The sequence below is a fragment of the Aureisphaera sp. genome, from assembly GCF_059726885.1.
Window position 1 is genome coordinate 3,219,810 of the sequence record NZ_AP041051.1, and the last position, 18,825, is coordinate 3,238,634.

The following is an 18,825-nucleotide window of genomic DNA, read 5'->3' on the forward strand; positions in this document are numbered from 1 at the left end:
ATGAGAATAAAAAAAGTCATCAATCATTGCCTAAACTTATAACAGGAAGGCACATTTAAAACGAATAGTATGAAAACCATAATCACCACAGTAACCCTAATAATAGCAAGCATTGTAATGGCACATGCCCAGGATTGCGAGGATTTGTTATATGCTGTACAGAGTAATAATAGTGAAAAAGTAGGTGTCCTTCTCAAGGATCAAAACCCGAATTGTAAATTTAATAGCCTGTTGCAACCAAGAACCCCTCTGGGAATGGCAGCCAAAAATGGCAACTTGGGTATTGTAAAAATGCTGGTGCAATCTGGTGCCCGGGTTACGTATCGGCATATGAATGATGCAAGTGCCCTTATGATCGCTGCCCAAGGAGGGCATTTTGAAGTGGCCAAGTTCCTAGTGGATCAAGGGGCTAAGGTAAATAAGAAGATTATGAATGACGGAACACCTTTAATATCGGCAGTACGCGGAGGCAATATTAACATTGTACGATTGTTACTGGAAAAAGGTGCCGATCCCAATGTAGAGGTAGATGGAGATGGCAATGCTATGGCCGCAGCAGGGGATTGCGACGATCCATCCATTTTAAAACTGTTGATCTCTTATTCTGGAGACGTCGATAAAGAAAGCAAAGGGGATGGTACTGCCTTAATACGAGCTGCAGGAAGCGGGAATCTTACTATGGTCAAAGCGTTGGTCGAACTTGGTGCCGATGTAAACAAAGAGAGTGATGGCGATGGGAATCCATTGATTTATGCGGCCAAAGAAGGGCATTTGGAGGTCGTTAAATACCTTGTTGAAAAGGGGGCAGATGTTAACATTCATGTTAGGGGAGATGAAACCCCACTCATCCGTGCCGCTTGGGGAGGACATCTTGAAGTCGTTCGGTACTTGGTTGATCAAGGGGCAGACATCAATACTACTGTACGCGATAGTTTTTCAATTAATTCCGAACGCCGAAATGCCTTGAAAATGGCTAGGAAAGGCAATCATCCCCATGTTGTTAGGTACTTGCTTAGCAAGGGGGCTAAGGAGTAAATCCGTATATTTTCCTTGGTTAAGGATAGGTTTATTAAATTCGGGGTTCGAAAGGACCCTGAATTTTTGATATTAACAGGATCGATGCTTCTTAATTGGTAACCCTGTATATAAATTGACAATAAATTTGGCGGTAAAACCGTAATGCTTCAACGTGTAAAAATTACCTGCCTGCGAGCTTATTTTTTTTATTAATTGATATTCAATCAATTACATTTATCCGTGAATTACTTCATTTTAGCAGAAATAATGTATATTTAATCATTGTTTGTAGGTGTTTTCCTTCGGCAGGTTTCACTCATTTTTAATACCCATGGCACAGGGTCCTATATCGAAAGCAGAAATTCTTCAATTACTCGACGATGCGTATCAGCAACGTGGAGAGCGATTGGATAAAAGTATTATGCTTACACAAAAGGCGCTGGATGCGAGCCGAAAGCTTCAGGACTCTGGCCTCATCGGAAAGAGCTTGGGGAAACTTGCCTTGTACGCTATGGTAAAAGGGGAGCATGAAAAATCGATAACACTTTCCGAAGACGCCATAAAATGCTTTAATGCAGTCGATGATGAGCTAGGCATGGCAGATGCCAATTACAGTATTGCTGGGGTGTATTACAAGTCCAATAATTATCACTTGGGGATGTTTCACCTAATTGATTGCTTGGCTATTTATAGAAAATACAAAGATTATCATAATGAGTCCCGTACGCTTAAATCCTTGGGAACGGTATATGAACTTCTGGGTGATGGCATAAGTGCCAAAGAGGCTTATGAAGGGGCCATTACAGCAGCAAAAGAAGTAAGCGATAAAAATCTGGAGTCGAATGCCTATAATCCTTTGTCGGGTATTTTACTTAAATCGGATGAATCCGACAAGGCCATGGCGCTTATTGAGCGTTCCATTGCAATGAAAAAAGAAACTGGAGACGTTCGTGGGTATGCATTTGCTGTATACGGAAGGGGAAAGGTATTCTTGCATCTAAAGCAATATGAACGAGCCGAACAGGATTTTTTGGAGGCTCTTGAAATCCATGAATCAGTTGGAGATAGTTTTGGCAAAGGGATGGTTTACAATAAGATGGGGCATCTGTACATGGGGATGGGGAAAAGGAAAAAGGCCAAGAAGTACTTAAAAATGCTTGTGAAGGAAAGCGAGGCACGTAACCAATCCCTGCTTAAATATAAATGCAATCACTTCCTGTATCACATTTATAAGGAAGAAGGAAAAAATAGTAAGGCCCTCAAGCATCTGGAGAAATATTTAGATGAAAAGGATGCGGCTGTAAATTCGCAAATTCTCAAGGTGATCGGAAATTACGAACGGATTTCAAGAATGCGTTCATTGGAGAAAGAAGCTAGTTTGGCGCGTGAAAAGGCGCTTTTTAAGCGGAAGCAGGAACAGATGGAGGAAGCTACGAAAATGAAGCAGGAGTTTCTTTCCAGTATCAGTCATGAGATCAGGACCCCTCTAAATGCAGTAACCAGTATTATATCCTTACTGGAAGAACGTTCAACTGAAAAAGACAAAAAATTACTTACTTCCCTGCGGTTTTCTTCCAAAAACCTGCTGCGAATCATTAACGATATTCTAGACTTTTCAAAGTTGGATTCCAATAAGATGAAGCTGGAAACCCGGCCTATGCGCTTCGAAGACTTCATTCTCAATATCCATCAAACATACCATGGGATGGCCATGGAAAAAGGATTGGAGTTCGACATGAACATCGCGCCTAAAGTAGCCGATTATTACGAGCTGGATGAGACTAAACTATTCCAGATATTAGGCAATTTGGTAAGCAACGCCATAAAATATACCGAAAAAGGGAAAGTACAGATGTGTGTGGATTTGCTGGATTCCCAAGGTGATAGTGATGTCCTTCATTTTACGGTACTCGATACGGGTATTGGTATTCCAGCTAAGGAAAAAGAGCGTTTGTTCGAAAGCTTCTATATGCCGCCATCGGTAACTACCAGAAAAGAAGGCGGTACTGGGCTTGGCTTGGCTATTGTAAAGAAGTTGGTCCAATTGCACGATAGTGAAATATGCGTAGAAAGCACAGAGGGCAAAGGATCGCGTTTCTCATTTCCCCTTACGTTAAAGCGAAGCGAAGCACCTTTGCAAACCGATAAGGCCCTGTTCAAACAGTTGAAAGGTAGGGTGGCTATTGTAGCCGAAGACAATGAAATAAATGCAATGGTCATGCAGGAACTGCTTAAAAGATGGGGAGTTACCTTAAAACGCGTTAGCAATGGGATAGAAGCGATTGATATGGCAAAGAAGGAACGGGTGGATTTTATATTAATGGACATTCACATGCCAGTTATGAATGGTTTGGATGCAACCCACGCCATACGAACCTCAAGAGGCCCAAATAAGAACACGCCTATTTTTGCCTTAACCGCAGACAGCACTATTTTGAGTGAGGAGAAATATGGGGATTACTTCAACGGGGTGTTGCTGAAGCCTATTGATATCAATCGTCTTTTTGAGGCCTTAGTATATATGCACAGCGCCAAACCCGAAGTGCTGTCTTAGCCCTTTCTTTTTTTAGTAATTACTGAACCAATTAAAATGCTCCTCCATAATACTGGATTTGTTCGTTTTAATATGCTCTATAAATGCCTTGGCTATGCTCGATAGGTTTTTAGAGCTTAGCCAGATTAAGTTCCAATTTGTGATTACTGGAAGTCCTTTTACGGGAATGACCTGTAAATCTCCATTGCTCAGTTCGTTTTTCAATCCGATTAATGGCATAATAGAATAGCCCAGCCCGGCAACTACTGCCTGTTTCAGGGCTTCATTAGACTTTAGTTCCATTTTCTTGTAATTGGATATTTTTTGGGAAGCAATAAAACGTTCCATGGCATTCCTTGTGGCAGAGCCTTGTTCCCTGTAGATTAAAGGAAGTTGCTCAAAAGCCTTTCTGCTCAGGTTTTTCCCCGTGTGTTCGTATTGCCGGCCACCCACTAGATAAAGTTTGTTCTCCATAAGTTCGATGCGATCTATTTTCATCTTTTTTGGGATGGTGGAAACCATGGCGAAATCTACATCATTGTTTTCTAAGGACCTAACAACCTCCGCTTTGTTCGTTACGTCCATTGCCAAATCAACACCTGGGTGTTTTTCCATAAAACCAGCTAAGAAATAGGGCATAGCGTACTTAGCGGTAGACACAATGGCAATTTTCAACTTACCGGCCAGCTCCCCTTGAAAGGAAAGGGCTTTGTAGTTAATGGCATGCACTTCGTTGAGTATGGTCTCCGATGCCCTGGCAATTTCCTCGCCAAATTCGGTGATGTAAATTCTTCTTCCGACAACTTCGAACAATGGGATTTGAAATTGATCCTGAAATTTTTTTAGTTGAATGGATACGGCGGGCTGTGTGAGAAAAAGCTCTTCCGAAGCCTTGGTAACGCTCCTTAGCTCAGCAATTTTGCGAAATATTTCCAGTTGGTGTAAGGTATAATTCATAAACAAAGATTATGTATAGTATAAAAAACATAAATAAAAATATATAAAAAAATCGAATCATCTTTGCAGTAACAAAAAAGTTCCACTATGAAACAGGCACGGAGTGGCTCCTTAGAGAGCAAAATTATAGCCCACCCAGAGGCCAAGGGAAGGTCACATAGGTTGTTACTGACCTGGCTAGCGATTCTTGCGGTCTTTGGGTTCTTTTTGGGCTTATCCCTGCAAAACGATAGTTTGTTCCTAAAGGAGTTGCTCCTTTGTGCCTTCATTATTGGATTCTTGCTTTTTTTTAAGGGCAATGCCTAGAAGATCTATAATAAACCCCACTAGAAAAGGACATATCTACTATGGATTTACATCTGTTGATCGATAACCTAACCAACCCCGCACTTTTATTTTTCTTTCTTGGCATCTTGGCCGTTCAGCTCAAAAGTGACCTTTGCATCCCGGAAAACTCTTCAAAGTTTATTTCACTCTATTTGTTGTTTTCTATTGGATTTAAGGGAGGGCAGGAATTGGCGCATAGCGAATTTAGCATGGAGATCTTGTGGTCATTGATTTTCGGTATTTTCCTTGCCGTGGTCATTCCCGTCTACACCTATTTTATTCTTAGGAGGAAGTTTAGTGTTGAGAATGCAGGGGCTATTGCTGCGGCGTACGGCTCTGTTAGCGCGGTAACCTTCGTCACTGCCATTGGGTTTTTGGAGATGGAGGGTATTGCGTTCAACGGTCATATGGTGGCGGTAATGGCGCTCATGGAGGCTCCGTCCATTATGGTGGGCCTTTTGCTCATTACCTTGTTCAATAAGGGGAAAAATAAAGGCGATGTGCCCATGCGGAAGGTGGTGCATCATGCCTTAACCAACGGAAGCGTATTGCTCATCATTGGAAGCCTCGTTATAGGGCTGTTGGCCAGTGAATCGCAAGCACAGGGAATCGAGCCATTTACTACGGACATATTTAAAGGGTTCTTGGCGGTCTTCCTTTTGGATATGGGAATTACGAGTGGGAGCAAGCTGTCGGAGTTTTTGAAAAAGGGCTGGTTTGCCTTGCTCTTTGCTATCATTATCCCCATAATTAATGGTTGTTTGGTGGCAGAGGCGAGCGGATTGTTCACTTCGGTGGTAGGTAACCGGTTGCTCTTCGCGATCCTTGCCGCTAGTGCGTCTTATATTGCAGTGCCGGCGGCAATGAAGTTGGCGGTGCCTAAGGCAAGCCCGAGTTTGTATATACCCATGGCGTTGGCGATCACCTTTCCGTTCAATATTACGTTGGGGTTGCCGCTCTATCTATACCTTGTAAATTAATAATAAATAATATTAATGATTAGTATTAAATATATAAATAAAAATATATATATAAATAGTCCGAAATTTGTCAAACAAATAAAACCAGAAATCATGAAAATAATGGCTGCACCCGCACCAACGATGAAAACAGAACAAACGATCAATTTAATCGAAGGGCACTTTAGTGCTTCCGAAGCTTCCGACATCGTTAACTCCGTATTGGATGTTAAAATCAACTTTCACAAACTACAGCGTCTCGCCATCACGGAAGGGGATCATAATGATAGTTGTGAGTACGACAGTGGAAGAATGAATGAACTGCTGAACGAACAAAAGATTGCAAAAGAGTTCTTTAAGCAAGCGAGATTGCAAGGAAAGAAACTCAAAATGCAAAGTACTATACATATTTCCATTGAAGAGTAAAGGTAGCTTAATTGATGATTATTAAGTTAATGTGTTTCAACCTTTAAATAAGTGTGCTTTGAAAATGGAGGGCGGCCTAGAAATGGGTCGCCTTTTTTTGTCATTATCGGTCGAGCGCCAGTCACTTAAAGAGAAAATAGGTATGAAATGTCTATATCTGGTTGTAATTAAGTTGGTTTTAAGTGGAGTTAACCCTACGGCAGAACCCAAAAGTAGTAGCATATTGCCTAAATTTGGCTAATTTTAAACTTTAAAAGACCTCGATATTGCTTTATTAATATGGAGCATTAAATTATTAAACATTAGTGCAGAGTACAGAGTTTATAGACCAAAATCAACTTTATCACCTGATTGAATGGATTCTTTCAGATTCTAAAAACCAACTGTATGAATCGTACTCTGAATTTGAAAAGGAAATAGTCCGAATTGAAACCCTATCTGGATTCAAAGGCTACTTGGGAAATGGCATATCAAATGGAAAGAAACAATTTGGATTTGGCATTTACAATCCTGAATCCAAAGGAAATTTCTCCATTTCGAAAATAATGCTCAACCCGAAATACACTAACGGAAAAACATATAGATATACAATACAGGGTTGGGCAATAATTTTCATTCATTTAGACATGCAAAATGATGAAAATAATATACAATGTAGAATCTCTGTAAACTCCAAGAAAAGGACTGAAAATTGGTTTAGTACCAATCCCGAGTTTGGAAATCCTGAATTGTGGGACTGGAATTCAGTGGAGAAGACTGCGCGAAAAATAATTGGCTTGTTAAACAAAAAAATTGCATAAATGCTTGGGATCATCGTAGCACTTGCCATTTCTTGGCTACTGCTTTACTTCATAGAAAGGCAAAGCTTATTAGCCTTGGGGTTTCTTCCGTTGGGATTAAGATTAAAACAATTCCTAATTGGGTTTCTCGTTACAGGTATTCTTTGTGCGCTTGTACAACATTTGCAGTCTTACCTGCAGTCATCTACCTGGCTTCTCAATGAAACCATAACCAATGGGGATGTCCTAAAATCATTTTGGTGGGATGTTAAGTCTGTTTTCACAGAAGAATTGCTATTTCGCGGAGCATTGTTGTACATCCTTATCAGTAAAATTGGATCAAAAAAAGGCATTTTAGTATCGGCAATAGCATTCGGAGTGTATCATTGGTTCTCTTATGGTGTGCTGGGCAATGTTATGGCCATGGCCTTGGTATTTGTAGGTACGGCAACGATGGGCTATGCTTGGGCTTGGGCTTTTTCAAAAACCAAATCGATACTGTTGCCATTCGGACTTCATTTGGGCTGGAATGTAATTCATAACACCATTTATTCTAAAGGTCCTTTGGGCGAATTGGTGCTCATTTCGCAAGGAGGACACGAATTGACCGATTGGACTTCGTTGCTCAACTTTGCCATTGGATTGATCATTGCGCCCATTTTGGTACTGATTTACGTAAGGTATTTTGTGAAACCAACCAATTGATCAGGCATTATGATTAGCAGGGCCATTGTTACGAAATTATATTGTGGGTCCCAATGCTATAAGCGGTACAATTTCATACCCAATTCATGAAATACGACAAATAAGTTATATGGATATGGTAAATATCCCGGATTTGGCCTGTTATATTTTTTATCTTGGTCTGGAATGATAAAAAATTGTGAGTATGGAAAGAGTTTTTGTTATTGCTTTATTCGTCTTAACCCTAGGAGGTTGTTCTTCCAACGACGATTCTAAAGAACCAAGTGACGATTATGCCGCTTTTATGGCAGATACTTCTATAGAAACGGAGGTCGATTTTATGCCCGCAGAGGTATATGAAGAGTATTCAGATACTCCACAGGCTCCCTTATTAAAACTTAAGCTAATTACAACTGAAATATATCCTTGTGCCAATTATGCGCTGGAAACTACCACATTCATAAGGGAAAATGAATTGATCGTACGTTTCGATGGGGTATTTAGACCCAATATTTGTTTAACGGCAATTGGCCCTGCGACAACCCATGTCGATTTGCCTGATTCTATTGATCGCCTTACTTTTTTAAACGGCGAAAATATTGATAAGTACACTGTAGATATAAATGCAGAAAAGATTAATGTAACCCTTTCGGAAAGCAGTTTTACACATCTATTGTATGAGCACACCTTTAGGATACCCGAAAATACGTTCGCTTATATCTGTGGAACATATACAGACAATACCCACCTATATAACGACTTCAAAAATGTTTTACTAAGTAATCCTGCCTTGCAGGAATTCACTTTTGTAGGTGAGGGTAGGATTCCCTATCCGGAAAGTAGCTCCGGGCACGGGGTGGACCATCCTTCCTCATTTTTCCGGTATACAAATGAGGCCGATTTTGATGCTTTAGGAACGATTCTGGATGACTTTTCCTCTCAAAATATTGAAGAAAACAGCGGTGTGACCATGCAGCTTAATAGCTGGTTTAACAAAAGACATTTAAGTTGGGATTAAGGAGGGGCATAAAGAAGTAAAATGGTATTCAAGATCATAAATTCATGGAGTGTAAAATGCCTATTGCTATTGGTGGGCTTTCCTATTTATCAGGCCTGTGTTTCATATGAGGGATCCGATAAGGAGGCACAAAGCATATTGGGTCAAGAACATCATGAAGTGCAACAGGTTAAGCTTTTGAAAAATACAGGGATTCAATTTCAATATGCATTACAAGATAGCAGTAAGGTCGGACCCCTAAGCTACATAGGAATTAGCTGTATGGTGGTAAACAGAACGAAAGCCGATATATGGTATTTGGTGGATAGTTGCAACGGTCTCGAATACTTTTTGGAGTCTATACCTGAAACCTATACCCCAATCCCACTAATGAATTGTAATGCCAGTTGGCCTATGATAAGTAGTTTGAAAATGGGGGATACCCTCCATTTTACTTCAAGACTATTTTTGGAAACAGGAGCACCTAAATTAAAAAATGTAGGTTTGGATTTTAGGGTAGTAGATAGGCACATACCATTTAAAATTTTAAAAGAACATCCGGACTTGGTAAAGGAAGTTCGGTCGGCCAACACTTTTCCCGTGGATATATTATGGGCCGAATAAACGGATAAGTTAATAATTTGAATCCTTTGCCGTTATTATAAAGTTTAGAAGTTTCAGCTCAGATTTTAAAATGCGATTTGTTCAAGAGGATTTCAATTAATAAAACACTGATGCGACACAGCCTATTTTACTTTATTCTTTTAGCGTGCTGTTTTAATAGCGTTTATGGGCAATTCCTAAAAGTATACCCTGGAATTGGGATAGAAAGTGTACCCGTTAAAATCGACTCAACAACCATTGCCGAGGTTATAGATCTTTATGGACCTGATTTCCGACTAGATGAGAACCCTTTGGTTTCCCAATATATCTACAAGGATTTGGGATTGGGGTTTGAGATTATAACGGATGACAAGAATAAAATCGTCAGGACAATTACGGTTAAATCGCCTATAGATGCAACACTAGCCAATGGAATTAGGTTGAACAGAAGTACAATGCAAGATGTATGGGATGTATACAACGGAAATGGTTGTTTTACTAACAGTACAGAAGCATGGCACTCACAAGAAGGTGTTACGTTTTATATTAGAAAAGAGCGAAAGAAAAGAGGGTTTAACCTTGAAGAGAAGATATATAAAATAGAAGTTCATAACAAGGATGATTTGGGACTTTATTCCAGGGCAAAGTTTGAATTCGACGACGATCCCTATGATCGTAAATTGGATGTGTTATTTTCATTTCTTGAAGAAGAAGAGATAGATCTTAAAGCACTTCAAGCTTTTTTGGACGAAGAACATAAGCAATATGCAGCACGTAAGCCACATGCACTTGATATCCGTACTGTTGTTAAGCGTGATTTGGAACTTGGGCTTAATCAACAGAACTTGTTGATAGGAGCAGCAGGACGGAACTTTGAATTGAATCTAATAAAAAGGAATGACTCGCTTATATATCTTAAACTGGAACAAACGAGAAGGGAGTACCAATTGATAATTGAAAGGGATGAACTAAACAGGTTCAAAGATTTAAAGAGCCTATCTCCAGACTTCGATGTCTTTGTGTTTGGCACGAGTTGTGGATTCGCAGGGATGCCGCCTTCCGGGTATTCGAAAATGAATAAATTGGCTGCCAATAATGACTATCAAGAGTTATCACGTTGGCTTCATTCCATTAATCCGGAGAGGGCGGTATACGGATATATTGGTTTGTACTTTCTGAAAAGGAGTGGAGTTGTCATTCGGCCATCGGAAGTTGCTAGAATGGAACAATTTAAGGATTCGGACATTTCATTGTATTATTGCCAAGGGTGCCTATACGGAGGGAACCAACCTATAATAACATTTTTGTCGAGAAAACAATTGCGATGGTTATATTCAGATTACAAGAATTATTTCCTTTTAAAAAAGTGAGGTCACGCCCATAATTTAACCCAAATTTAAATCATCCGTTTTTCCATAAAATCCTTTAATGGCGTATCTTGCATAGTGAAATGGTGAACTATGTGCTGTATAGAACATCTAAAACTCATTTTAACAGAGTATGAGGGATAATTTACACGATCAACGTAAGAGCTATGCTAAGGGCGAACTGGATATAAGTATGGTAGACGCCAATCCGTTGCAGCAATTCCAATCCTGGTACTATCAAGTAGAGAATTCGGGAGGGGTAGACGAAGCAAACGCCATGACCTTAACCACCATTGGGTTGGATAGCTTTCCAAAGGGTCGTGTGGTACTCCTAAAAAAGTATGATGAGCACGGGTTCTATTTTTATACCAATTATACTAGCGAAAAAGGGGCAGCTATCATTGCCAATCCAAAGGTAGCGCTGTCTTTTTTCTGGCCCAATTTAGAACGACAAATCCTAATAAAAGGCACAGCGCAAAAGACCAGTGAAGCCGATTCAGCCAATTACTTTGCCTCCAGGCCCAAAGGGAGTCAGTTAGGAGCATTGGTTTCAAACCAAAGCAGTGTAGTAGCCAATAGGGAGACTCTAGAGGCAGAATTGCGGTCATTAGAGGAGGCTTATGAAGGTAAGGAAGTTCCTAAGCCAAAGGATTGGGGCGGCTTTGTTATAAGTCCTATCGAATTCGAATTTTGGCAAGGAAGGCCTAATAGATTGCATGACAGGATTCGCTATAGATTGGATGGACTGGATTGGAAAATTGACAGACTGGCACCCTAAGGTGATTCAGAAGTAAGTATTGAATATAGAGATGTTGGGGACATCGAATTAGGAATTATAGCTAACACACAAACCAACTAACTAACAAACCCAAAAAATGAAAACACTGTATATGGTGCGTCACGCCAAATCCTCATGGAAGCATGATGTTATAGACCACAAACGTCCCTTAAAAGGAAGGGGAGAAAGAGATGGTGTATTGGTTTCAGAATACCTGAACAATAAGATTATTCCTCCAGAGAGAATTATCAGCAGTGGTGCCACAAGAGCATTGTCCACCGCTCAGTATTTTAAAAAAGCATTTCAAATAACCGATGCTAACTTCGAAGTCAATAATGACCTCTACGATTTTAGTGGACACAATGTTATGGACATCATTAAAGGGCTTGACAATAGCAAAGAGCGAATCATGATTGTAGGGCACAACCATGCCTTTACATCCATTGCCAATATGCTGGGAAGTACGTATATTGACAATGTCCCTACCTGTGGTTTTGTTGAACTGCAATTCGACACAAACGCTTGGAAAGAAATTACGAACGGTAAAACAATACAAACGGTATTCCCTAGAGACCTAAAAGAATGACAGTAGAAAGAGTAGCAGCACAAGTTGAAAACAGATACTTAAACCGGGAACTAAGTTGGTTGCAGTTTAATGCAAGGGTATTGCAGGAAGGGGAAGATCCTTCGGTTCCGTTAATTGAACGTCTTCGCTTCTTGGGAATTTTTTCCAATAACCTAGATGAGTTTTTTAAGGTTCGCTATGCCACTATTAAGCGAATTGTAGAAGCTGGCAAGGGCGGAAGAAGTGAGTTAGGGGGAATTTCTGCTACGGAATTATTAGAGGAGATTACGCAAACAGTGATACAGCAACAGGCACATAGTCTCCGTATTCTGAAAGATATTCAGGAACAACTTGAAAAGGAAAACATCTTTATTATCAATGAAACTCAGATTTCAGATTCCCAACGGGCTTTTATCTCAGATTATTTTATTCGTAAGGTAAGTCCTGCCCTTATGACTATCATGATCTCAGAAATTGATGAATTTCCCGAGCTCATGGACAGCGCGGCTTACTTGGCCGTACGCATGAAAATGAGGGAAAATGGAGAGAATGGGAATGTGGTAAACTATGCGCTTATTGAAATTCCGAATATTATAGAACGTTTCGTAGTGCTTCCTGAAGAAGATGGAAAGCAATATATCATTATCCTAGACGATCTTATTCGCTCCCAAATGGGGAACATCTTCAATATTTTCGATTATGAGTCTATCTCGGCACATATGATTAAAATTACCAGGGATGCTGAATTGGATATAGACAGCGACCTTTCCAGGAGTTTTTTGGAAAAAATCTCCAAAAGTGTGGCGCAACGAAGCTCCGGAGATCCCGTTCGTTTTGTTTACGATAAGAGCATAGACGAAGAAACCTTGAAGTTTCTAATGGATAAAATGGGGGTAGAATCGACCGATAGCGTCATACCAGGTGGCCGATATCATAACCGACGGGACTATATGAAATTCCCCAGTTTGGGAAGGAAAGATCTTATGTACGATTCGGTAAAACCACTCCCAGTGCCAGGACTTTCCTTGCAAAGCCGAATCTTGAACAAGATCGCAAAAAGGGATTTTCTGCTATATGCCCCTTACCAAACTTTTGCCTATGTCGTAAAGTTTCTCAGGGAAGCCGCATTAGACCCAAAAGTGCAGTCCATTAAAATTACCATATACCGTTTGGCCCAGGTGTCACACATAGCAAGCTCCTTGATCAATGCTGCCAAGAACGGAAAAGATGTGACGGTACAGATTGAACTGCAAGCCCGTTTCGATGAGGCGGCCAATATTCGTTATGCGGAGATCATGCAGAAGGAAGGCGTAAAGCTTATTTTTGGGGTTACAGGACTAAAGGTACATTGTAAGGCATGTGTGGTAGAGCGATTGGAAAAAGAAAAAATACGACGCTATTCCTTCATAAGTACAGGGAATTTTAACGAGTCTACCGCGCGAATCTATACGGACTACACCTTGTTCACTAGTAATAATAAGATCGGCAAAGAGATTAACAAGGTGTTCGATTTCTTTGAAGTGAACTATAGAATCAAGAAATACAATCATTTAATGGTTTCCCCGCACTATACGAGGAATACATTGTATCATTTAATAGATACTGAAGTTGAAAATCACGAAAAAGGGTTACCCAGTGGAATAAAGCTTAAGGTAAATAGCCTTTCCGATTTTAAGATGATAGACAAGCTTTATAACGCGAGTAGGGCAGGAGTAAAGATTCAATTGATCGTTCGGGGTATTTGCTGCCTAATCCCGGGGGTAGAGGGGATGAGTGAAAATATTGAAGTTATAAGTATCATAGATAAGTTCCTGGAACACCCGAGACTCTATATTTTCGAAAATGCGGGAGATCCGAAATATTATATCTCATCTGCCGATCTAATGAGCAGAAATTTGGATAATAGGGTAGAAATTGCCTGTCCAATCTATAACACAGAAATACAACAAGAATTATTGGATACCTTTGCTATTAACTGGAACGATAATGTAAAAGCACGGATTATTTCGGATAAGCAAGATAACGCCTATCGTAAGAATGATTTGGAACCGGTTCGTTCACAGTTTAAATTGTACGAGTATTACCAAGAAAAGCTAAAGAATTTTGCTGAACATTGAGAAATACGGAGCCATAGATATTGGTTCCAATGCGATACGCCTACTTATTGCCACCGTAATTGAAAAGGACCATCAAAAACCACAGTTCAAGAAGACTTCGCTTATTCGTGTGCCTATTCGCTTGGGGGCCGATGTGTTTTTGGAAGGTAAGATATCGGATACCAACTTCGATCGAATGATTGATGCCATGAATGCCTATAGTTTGTTGATGAAAACCCATGGGGTTAAGCGATACCGGGCTTGCGCTACTTCTGCGATGCGGGAAGCTGCGAATGGAAATGAAATAGCCAAGAAGATAAAAAAGCAGACAGGTATAGATATTCAAATTATCGATGGTCAAGATGAAGCTGCGATTATTGCCTCTACAGATTTAATGGACCTGATCGATACAGATAAGACTTTTCTGTATGTGGATGTAGGTGGCGGAAGCACCGAATTCACGGTATTTGCTAACGGTAGGACTGTAGCATCCAAGTCCTTTAAATTGGGAACCGTTCGTATTCTAAATGATATGGTGAAGGAATCCATTTGGGATGATGTGAAGAAGTGGATCAAAAAGAACACCAATGATTATGATAAGATAAGCCTAATCGGTTCGGGGGGGAATATTAATAGCATCTACAAGTCTAGCGGTAAGAAGTTAGGCAAGCCCTTGAGCTACTTCTATTTGTCGAGTTACTTTCAGCGATTGAAATCGTATACCTATCACGACCGTATTTTTCAATTACAAATGAATCCGGACCGTGCCGACGTAATTGTGCCGGCTACCCGAATTTACTTGTCGGCCATGAAATGGAGTAAGGCAAAAAATATCTATGTGCCTAAAATTGGTCTTTCTGATGGAATTATTAAAAGTCTGTACAACGAAAAACGGGCTTCAGAAATAGAAGTACATCTTTAGAGTAAGAGTTCGGCAATTTCCTTCCAATCGTGTACTCTTTCATGCCCCTGATCGTCACCAATATTATGTGGCTGGGTAAACAAAAGGCTTCTTTCCTTAAAAGGATCCAGGTTTTTGTAATGATCATCTATGAGGATATGTCCCGTAACAGGCACTTTAGAGCCGCATAGAATAATGTTTCGCCAGGAAATGAACGGGAAGTGCTCCTGAAGCCAATAGTATTTTTCCTCAAGGCTATTTGGAAATTCCATGGCGGCAGAAACGATAAAGACTTCATAGGAGTTATGAAGCGCTTTCACCACGTCCTTGGCATCCTTAATTAATGGAGCCGTCCTGAAGAATCCTTTTTCCCTGACATGTCGCTTTGCATTGGGAAATGCTACGATTTCATCTTTTCCTTGAACGTCCTCAAGTTTTATAAGACGTCCACTTTCTTGGTATTCAAAATTTATGGCTTGTTGGTAGATATCTGCCAAGACACCATCCATATCAATGAGCAAGCGTTTTGCCATGTGGTTTGGTTTCGGGATTTTTAATTAGATCGAAAATTGCAATTGGGTTGCGTAGATCTTATCCATGAACCCGTTCTGAAGTACTTAAATCTTTCATTACACTGGCCTCGAATTCCAACAAATCCTGCCACTTTTTGTCCACCTCCTCCCGGTCGCCAAACTTACGGGCAAATGCAAGGAACATCGTATAATGGCCTGCCTCGCTAATCATGAGCTTACGATAAAATTGAGCCAGTTTCTTATCCTCCAATTGTTCACTTAACAATCTAAATCGTTCACAACTCCGCGCTTCAATGAGCGCGGCATATAGTAATCTATGTATAAGCTGGGTATTTCTACTACCTCCCTTTGGAAAAAATTTCATGATGATATTCACATATTCATCCTTTCGTTCCCGTCCAAGGGTTAATCCTCTTTCCATGAGCAGGTCGTGTACCATCTTAAAATGACTCATTTCCTCTTGGGCCAATAAAGTCATTTCATCTACCAATTCGGAATATTCGGGATATCCAATGATTATGGAAATAGCTGTTGATGCTGCCTTTTGCTCACAATAGGCATGGTCCACTAGTATTTCTTCAATATTCTTTTCAACAATATTCACCCAACGCGGATCCGTGGGTAACTTTAACCCTAGCATTTTTATCTCATCATTTTCGTGCTCATTCATCATCCTATAATTACACATCCAAATCGAATTCCTGTCGCAGGGTATCGATCAGTGGATTTTTTTCTTTTAGCTTATCAAATTTTTCCCTTGGGGTATAGGCATAGCGCTTTACTTCTTCCTCATTAACCTCAATAGAGATATCTACATCGTAATTGCGCAATTGTTCCCTCAAGAAGCCCAGCAGTTCGTATTTGGCTCTTTCTACTTCTACTTTTATGGTGCTGTTGGGAAAGACCAAGTGAATTAAATTCCCTTCTAATTTCGGGGTTCCCATGGTTAGGTGGGATAGTAAGTTGAACTTGCCATCTTCCTCCACCTTCTTGGTATAGGTAGTCCATGCAGATTGCATTTCTTCTTCAGTAAAAGATTCCCTAGGCAGATTATTTTCGTCAGGTTTGTTGGCAACAAGCTCTTTCTTCAGTTCCTGCTTTTTCCGAATGCTTTTTAGAGACAGGGCGGATACTTTTTGGGCATTACGCTCGGCCAATATTTGCGGGCGGTCTATAACCCGTTCTTTGGGAGCACTTGTCTCTGAGGCTATGGGCGCAATCTCAGGCTCTGCCGCTACAGTGGCGGTTTCCTCAATGGTTTCAACAACAGTATTTTCCTCCATAGCTATATCCTCTTGAGGAGTAGCCACAGTAGGCACTGCTTCAGTAGGGGCTTTAACTGGATTTTTTTGAGTTTTAAAATAGGAAGGAGGGATTACGAAGCGTTTCCCACTAGTATTTTTTTTTTCTCCCTCAAAAGTGAGAGAGGCTAATTGCAATAAACAAAGTTCTATCAATAACCGCTGATTCCGACTATTTTTGTATTTCAGGTCGGTTTCATTTGCCAAACCAATGGCATCCATCAGGAATTCATGGGAGGTTTTGGAAGACTGTTCCAAATACATTTCCTTCACTTGTTCACCTACTTCCAATAAGGAAATGGTGGATGGGTTTTTGCATACTAACAAATCACGGAAATGCGAAGCCAGACCGGCCACAAAATGATGACCATCAAATCCTTTGGAAAGAATTTCGTCATATTTTAATAAAGCTTCTGGAATTTTATTTTCCAAAAGCAGATCAGTAATACTAAAGTAATAGGTGTAATCGAGTACATTCAGGTTTTCTGTAACTGCCTGTCTGGTAAGGGTTTTTCCAGAAAAACTCACCACTCGATCGAAAATGGAAAGTGCATCCCTCATGGCTCCATCTGCTTTCTGCGCAATGATATGCAATGCGTCGTCTTCAGCATCAATTCCCTCTGCCTTGGCAACTTCTGCCAACTGCATTTTTATGTCCTGAACCGTTATTCTCCTAAAATCGAATATCTGACAACGGGATAATATTGTAGGTATGATTTTATGCTTTTCGGTAGTAGCCAAAATGAAAATGGCATGTTTTGGAGGCTCTTCAAGTGTTTTCAGAAATGCATTGAAAGCTGCAGAAGAAAGCATGTGAACCTCATCAATAATATAGACCTTGTATTGCCCCACTTGCGGTGGGATCCTAACCTGATCGATTAGGTTTCTAATATCATCTACCGAATTATTGGAAGCGGCATCCAGTTCAAAAATATTGAATGCAAAATCTTCATCTTCATGATGACTACCGTCATCATTTATTTTCTTGGCAAGAATACGGGCACAAGTGGTTTTTCCCACGCCCCTAGGCCCTGTAAACAGTAGTGCTTGGGCCAAATGATTGTTCTCTATGGCATTCACTAAGGTATTGGTAATGGCCTGTTGTCCAACCACATCTTTAAAGGTGGCAGGGCGGTATTTTCTGGCCGATACAATGAAGTGCTCCATAGACAAAAACAAATATAGCAAGGTACTCGAAGTAATGAAACTATACTGCTTCGTATTTTGTGTGAGTTATTAACATTTTAGTCTATTTTTGCACGGCAGGCCGCCTTATCGCGCTGGGTCTTGCGAAAGCAGATTCATTGAGGAAAGTCCGGACACCATAGGGAAGCATAGCGGCTAACAGCCGTCATCACGTTTCGGCGTGATAGGACAAGTGCAGCAGAAAGAATGTACAGGTAATGCTGTAGTGAAATCAGGTAAACTCTATGCGGTGAAATGCCATGTATACCTGGGCTTGAGGGTTCCCGCCCAATCCAGGAGGGTAGGCAGATAGAGCTCTTTGGTAACAAATTGCCTAGATAAATGATAAGGGCCCTTTATTGGGAACAGAATCCGGCTTACAGGCCTGCTTTTTATTTTATTGGGATACTATTTTACCTTCGGCCCATTTCATACACTCATCCATGTCGGAGAAAATCTCAAGGGAGCCTTTGTAGAATTTCTTTTCGAAAGTGGCTGTTTCCAATGCAGATTTTGTATAGCAAACCACGCCAATGCCCAAAAGGTTGGGAAACAGATCGGAATGCAACAAACAGGTCGGGTTTATGGTGTAATCAAATTTTCTGTTGGCTATAGATATGAAGGGTTTTTCGGGATAATAGGTATTGAAGATTTCCTTTAACTTTTCTAGATGAGGAAGGTCGAAAACCACTCCTTCATTTATAGTAGAAACAATGAAACGGTCATATAGTTCGAACGTGGCAAAATCCAGTTCGATTATCTTGTGTATAGTCGGGGACGACATGGTCTAATAATCAGAATAATTAAGCCTGCAAAG

At 40.4% G+C, this 18,825-nt stretch carries 19 protein-coding genes and 1 other RNA gene; 15 read left to right on the forward strand and 5 right to left on the reverse strand.

Annotation, left to right across the window (positions count from 1 at the left end):
- Nucleotides 1-69: 69 nt before the first annotated feature.
- On the forward strand, nucleotides 70-1,035 hold the full coding sequence (locus tag AC6JAD_RS14490) for an ankyrin repeat domain-containing protein (RefSeq protein ID WP_461303069.1): 966 nt from the start codon (nucleotides 70-72) through the stop codon (nucleotides 1,033-1,035).
- Nucleotides 1,036-1,348: 313 nt separating this feature from the next.
- Entirely contained in the window at nucleotides 1,349-3,571 is a 2,223-nt protein-coding gene (locus AC6JAD_RS14495) for an ATP-binding protein (RefSeq protein WP_461303070.1), read from the forward strand.
- A 12-nt stretch (nucleotides 3,572-3,583) separates the two neighbouring features.
- On the opposite strand, the gene AC6JAD_RS14500 is transcribed toward AC6JAD_RS14495, so the two are convergent.
- Nucleotides 3,584-4,507 carry a LysR family transcriptional regulator gene (locus AC6JAD_RS14500; protein WP_461303071.1) on the reverse strand — a complete coding sequence of 308 codons (924 nt, stop codon included), beginning with the start codon at nucleotides 4,505-4,507 and terminating at the stop codon, nucleotides 3,584-3,586.
- Between the two features lie 87 nt (nucleotides 4,508-4,594).
- Between AC6JAD_RS14500 and AC6JAD_RS14505 the strand changes: the two genes are divergently transcribed.
- The 12 genes from AC6JAD_RS14505 to AC6JAD_RS14560 all read left to right on the forward strand — a co-directional run bounded on the left by AC6JAD_RS14505 (nucleotide 4,595) and on the right by AC6JAD_RS14560 (nucleotide 15,010).
- Nucleotides 4,595-4,813, forward strand: a complete 219-nt coding sequence (locus tag AC6JAD_RS14505; protein WP_461303072.1) for a hypothetical protein — start codon at nucleotides 4,595-4,597, stop codon at nucleotides 4,811-4,813.
- A 41-nt stretch (nucleotides 4,814-4,854) separates the two neighbouring features.
- Nucleotides 4,855-5,814, forward strand: coding sequence for a sodium-dependent bicarbonate transport family permease (locus tag AC6JAD_RS14510; RefSeq protein ID WP_461303073.1), 960 nt, complete (start codon nucleotides 4,855-4,857; stop codon nucleotides 5,812-5,814).
- 93 nt (nucleotides 5,815-5,907) lie between these two features.
- A complete protein-coding gene (locus AC6JAD_RS14515; protein WP_461303074.1) occupies nucleotides 5,908-6,219 on the forward strand; it encodes a hypothetical protein in 312 nt (103 codons plus the stop codon).
- Nucleotides 6,220-6,524: 305 nt separating this feature from the next.
- Nucleotides 6,525-7,019, forward strand: a complete 495-nt coding sequence (locus AC6JAD_RS14520; protein WP_461303075.1) for a hypothetical protein — start codon at nucleotides 6,525-6,527, stop codon at nucleotides 7,017-7,019.
- Nucleotides 7,020-7,703 (forward strand): CPBP family intramembrane glutamic endopeptidase, encoded by a 684-nt coding sequence (locus tag AC6JAD_RS14525; protein ID WP_461303076.1) that lies wholly within the window; start codon nucleotides 7,020-7,022, stop codon nucleotides 7,701-7,703.
- Nucleotides 7,704-7,887: 184 nt separating this feature from the next.
- Entirely contained in the window at nucleotides 7,888-8,700 is an 813-nt protein-coding gene (locus AC6JAD_RS14530) for a hypothetical protein (RefSeq protein ID WP_461303077.1), read from the forward strand.
- Nucleotides 8,701-8,721: 21 nt separating this feature from the next.
- The gene (locus tag AC6JAD_RS14535; protein ID WP_461303078.1) at nucleotides 8,722-9,303 is read left to right on the forward strand and encodes a hypothetical protein; all 582 of its coding nucleotides are present in this window, start codon (nucleotides 8,722-8,724) and stop codon (nucleotides 9,301-9,303) included.
- A 110-nt stretch (nucleotides 9,304-9,413) separates the two neighbouring features.
- The gene (locus AC6JAD_RS14540) at nucleotides 9,414-10,652 is read left to right on the forward strand and encodes a hypothetical protein (protein WP_461303079.1); all 1,239 of its coding nucleotides are present in this window, start codon (nucleotides 9,414-9,416) and stop codon (nucleotides 10,650-10,652) included.
- 130 nt (nucleotides 10,653-10,782) lie between these two features.
- Complete coding sequence (gene pdxH / locus AC6JAD_RS14545) at nucleotides 10,783-11,427, forward strand: pyridoxamine 5'-phosphate oxidase (RefSeq protein WP_461303080.1); 645 nt, start codon at nucleotides 10,783-10,785, stop codon at nucleotides 11,425-11,427.
- Between the two features lie 97 nt (nucleotides 11,428-11,524).
- Complete coding sequence (locus AC6JAD_RS14550) at nucleotides 11,525-12,013, forward strand: SixA phosphatase family protein (protein WP_461303081.1); 489 nt, start codon at nucleotides 11,525-11,527, stop codon at nucleotides 12,011-12,013.
- Nucleotides 12,010-14,109, forward strand: a complete 2,100-nt coding sequence (ppk1, locus tag AC6JAD_RS14555) for a polyphosphate kinase 1 (protein ID WP_461303082.1) — start codon at nucleotides 12,010-12,012, stop codon at nucleotides 14,107-14,109. Before AC6JAD_RS14550 ends, ppk1 begins: the two co-directional genes overlap by 4 nt.
- Nucleotides 14,096-15,010, forward strand: coding sequence for a Ppx/GppA phosphatase family protein (locus AC6JAD_RS14560; protein ID WP_461303083.1), 915 nt, complete (start codon nucleotides 14,096-14,098; stop codon nucleotides 15,008-15,010). Before ppk1 ends, AC6JAD_RS14560 begins: the two co-directional genes overlap by 14 nt.
- Here AC6JAD_RS14560 and AC6JAD_RS14565 read toward each other — a convergent pair.
- From AC6JAD_RS14565 to AC6JAD_RS14575, 3 genes are read right to left on the reverse strand one after another with little or no spacing between them, the layout of a single operon-like run.
- Nucleotides 15,007-15,522, reverse strand: coding sequence for a 5' nucleotidase, NT5C type (locus tag AC6JAD_RS14565; RefSeq protein ID WP_461303084.1), 516 nt, complete (start codon nucleotides 15,520-15,522; stop codon nucleotides 15,007-15,009). The genes AC6JAD_RS14560 and AC6JAD_RS14565 overlap by 4 nt on opposite strands.
- 58 nt (nucleotides 15,523-15,580) lie before the next feature.
- Nucleotides 15,581-16,162, reverse strand: a complete 582-nt coding sequence (locus AC6JAD_RS14570) for a MiaE family protein (RefSeq protein WP_461303295.1) — start codon at nucleotides 16,160-16,162, stop codon at nucleotides 15,581-15,583.
- Nucleotides 16,163-16,202: 40 nt separating this feature from the next.
- A complete protein-coding gene (locus AC6JAD_RS14575; RefSeq protein ID WP_461303085.1) occupies nucleotides 16,203-17,990 on the reverse strand; it encodes a DNA polymerase III subunit gamma/tau in 1,788 nt (595 codons plus the stop codon).
- A 92-nt stretch (nucleotides 17,991-18,082) separates the two neighbouring features.
- Here AC6JAD_RS14575 and rnpB point away from each other — a divergent pair.
- An RNA gene (gene rnpB / locus AC6JAD_RS14580) (RNase P RNA component class A) lies at nucleotides 18,083-18,404 on the forward strand.
- 1 nt (nucleotide 18,405) lies between these two features.
- Here the strand turns inward: rnpB and AC6JAD_RS14585 are convergent.
- Nucleotides 18,406-18,792: a hypothetical protein gene (locus AC6JAD_RS14585; RefSeq protein WP_461303086.1), complete on the reverse strand. Its 387-nt coding sequence runs from the start codon at nucleotides 18,790-18,792 to the stop codon at nucleotides 18,406-18,408.
- Between the last annotated feature and the right edge of the window lie 33 nt (nucleotides 18,793-18,825).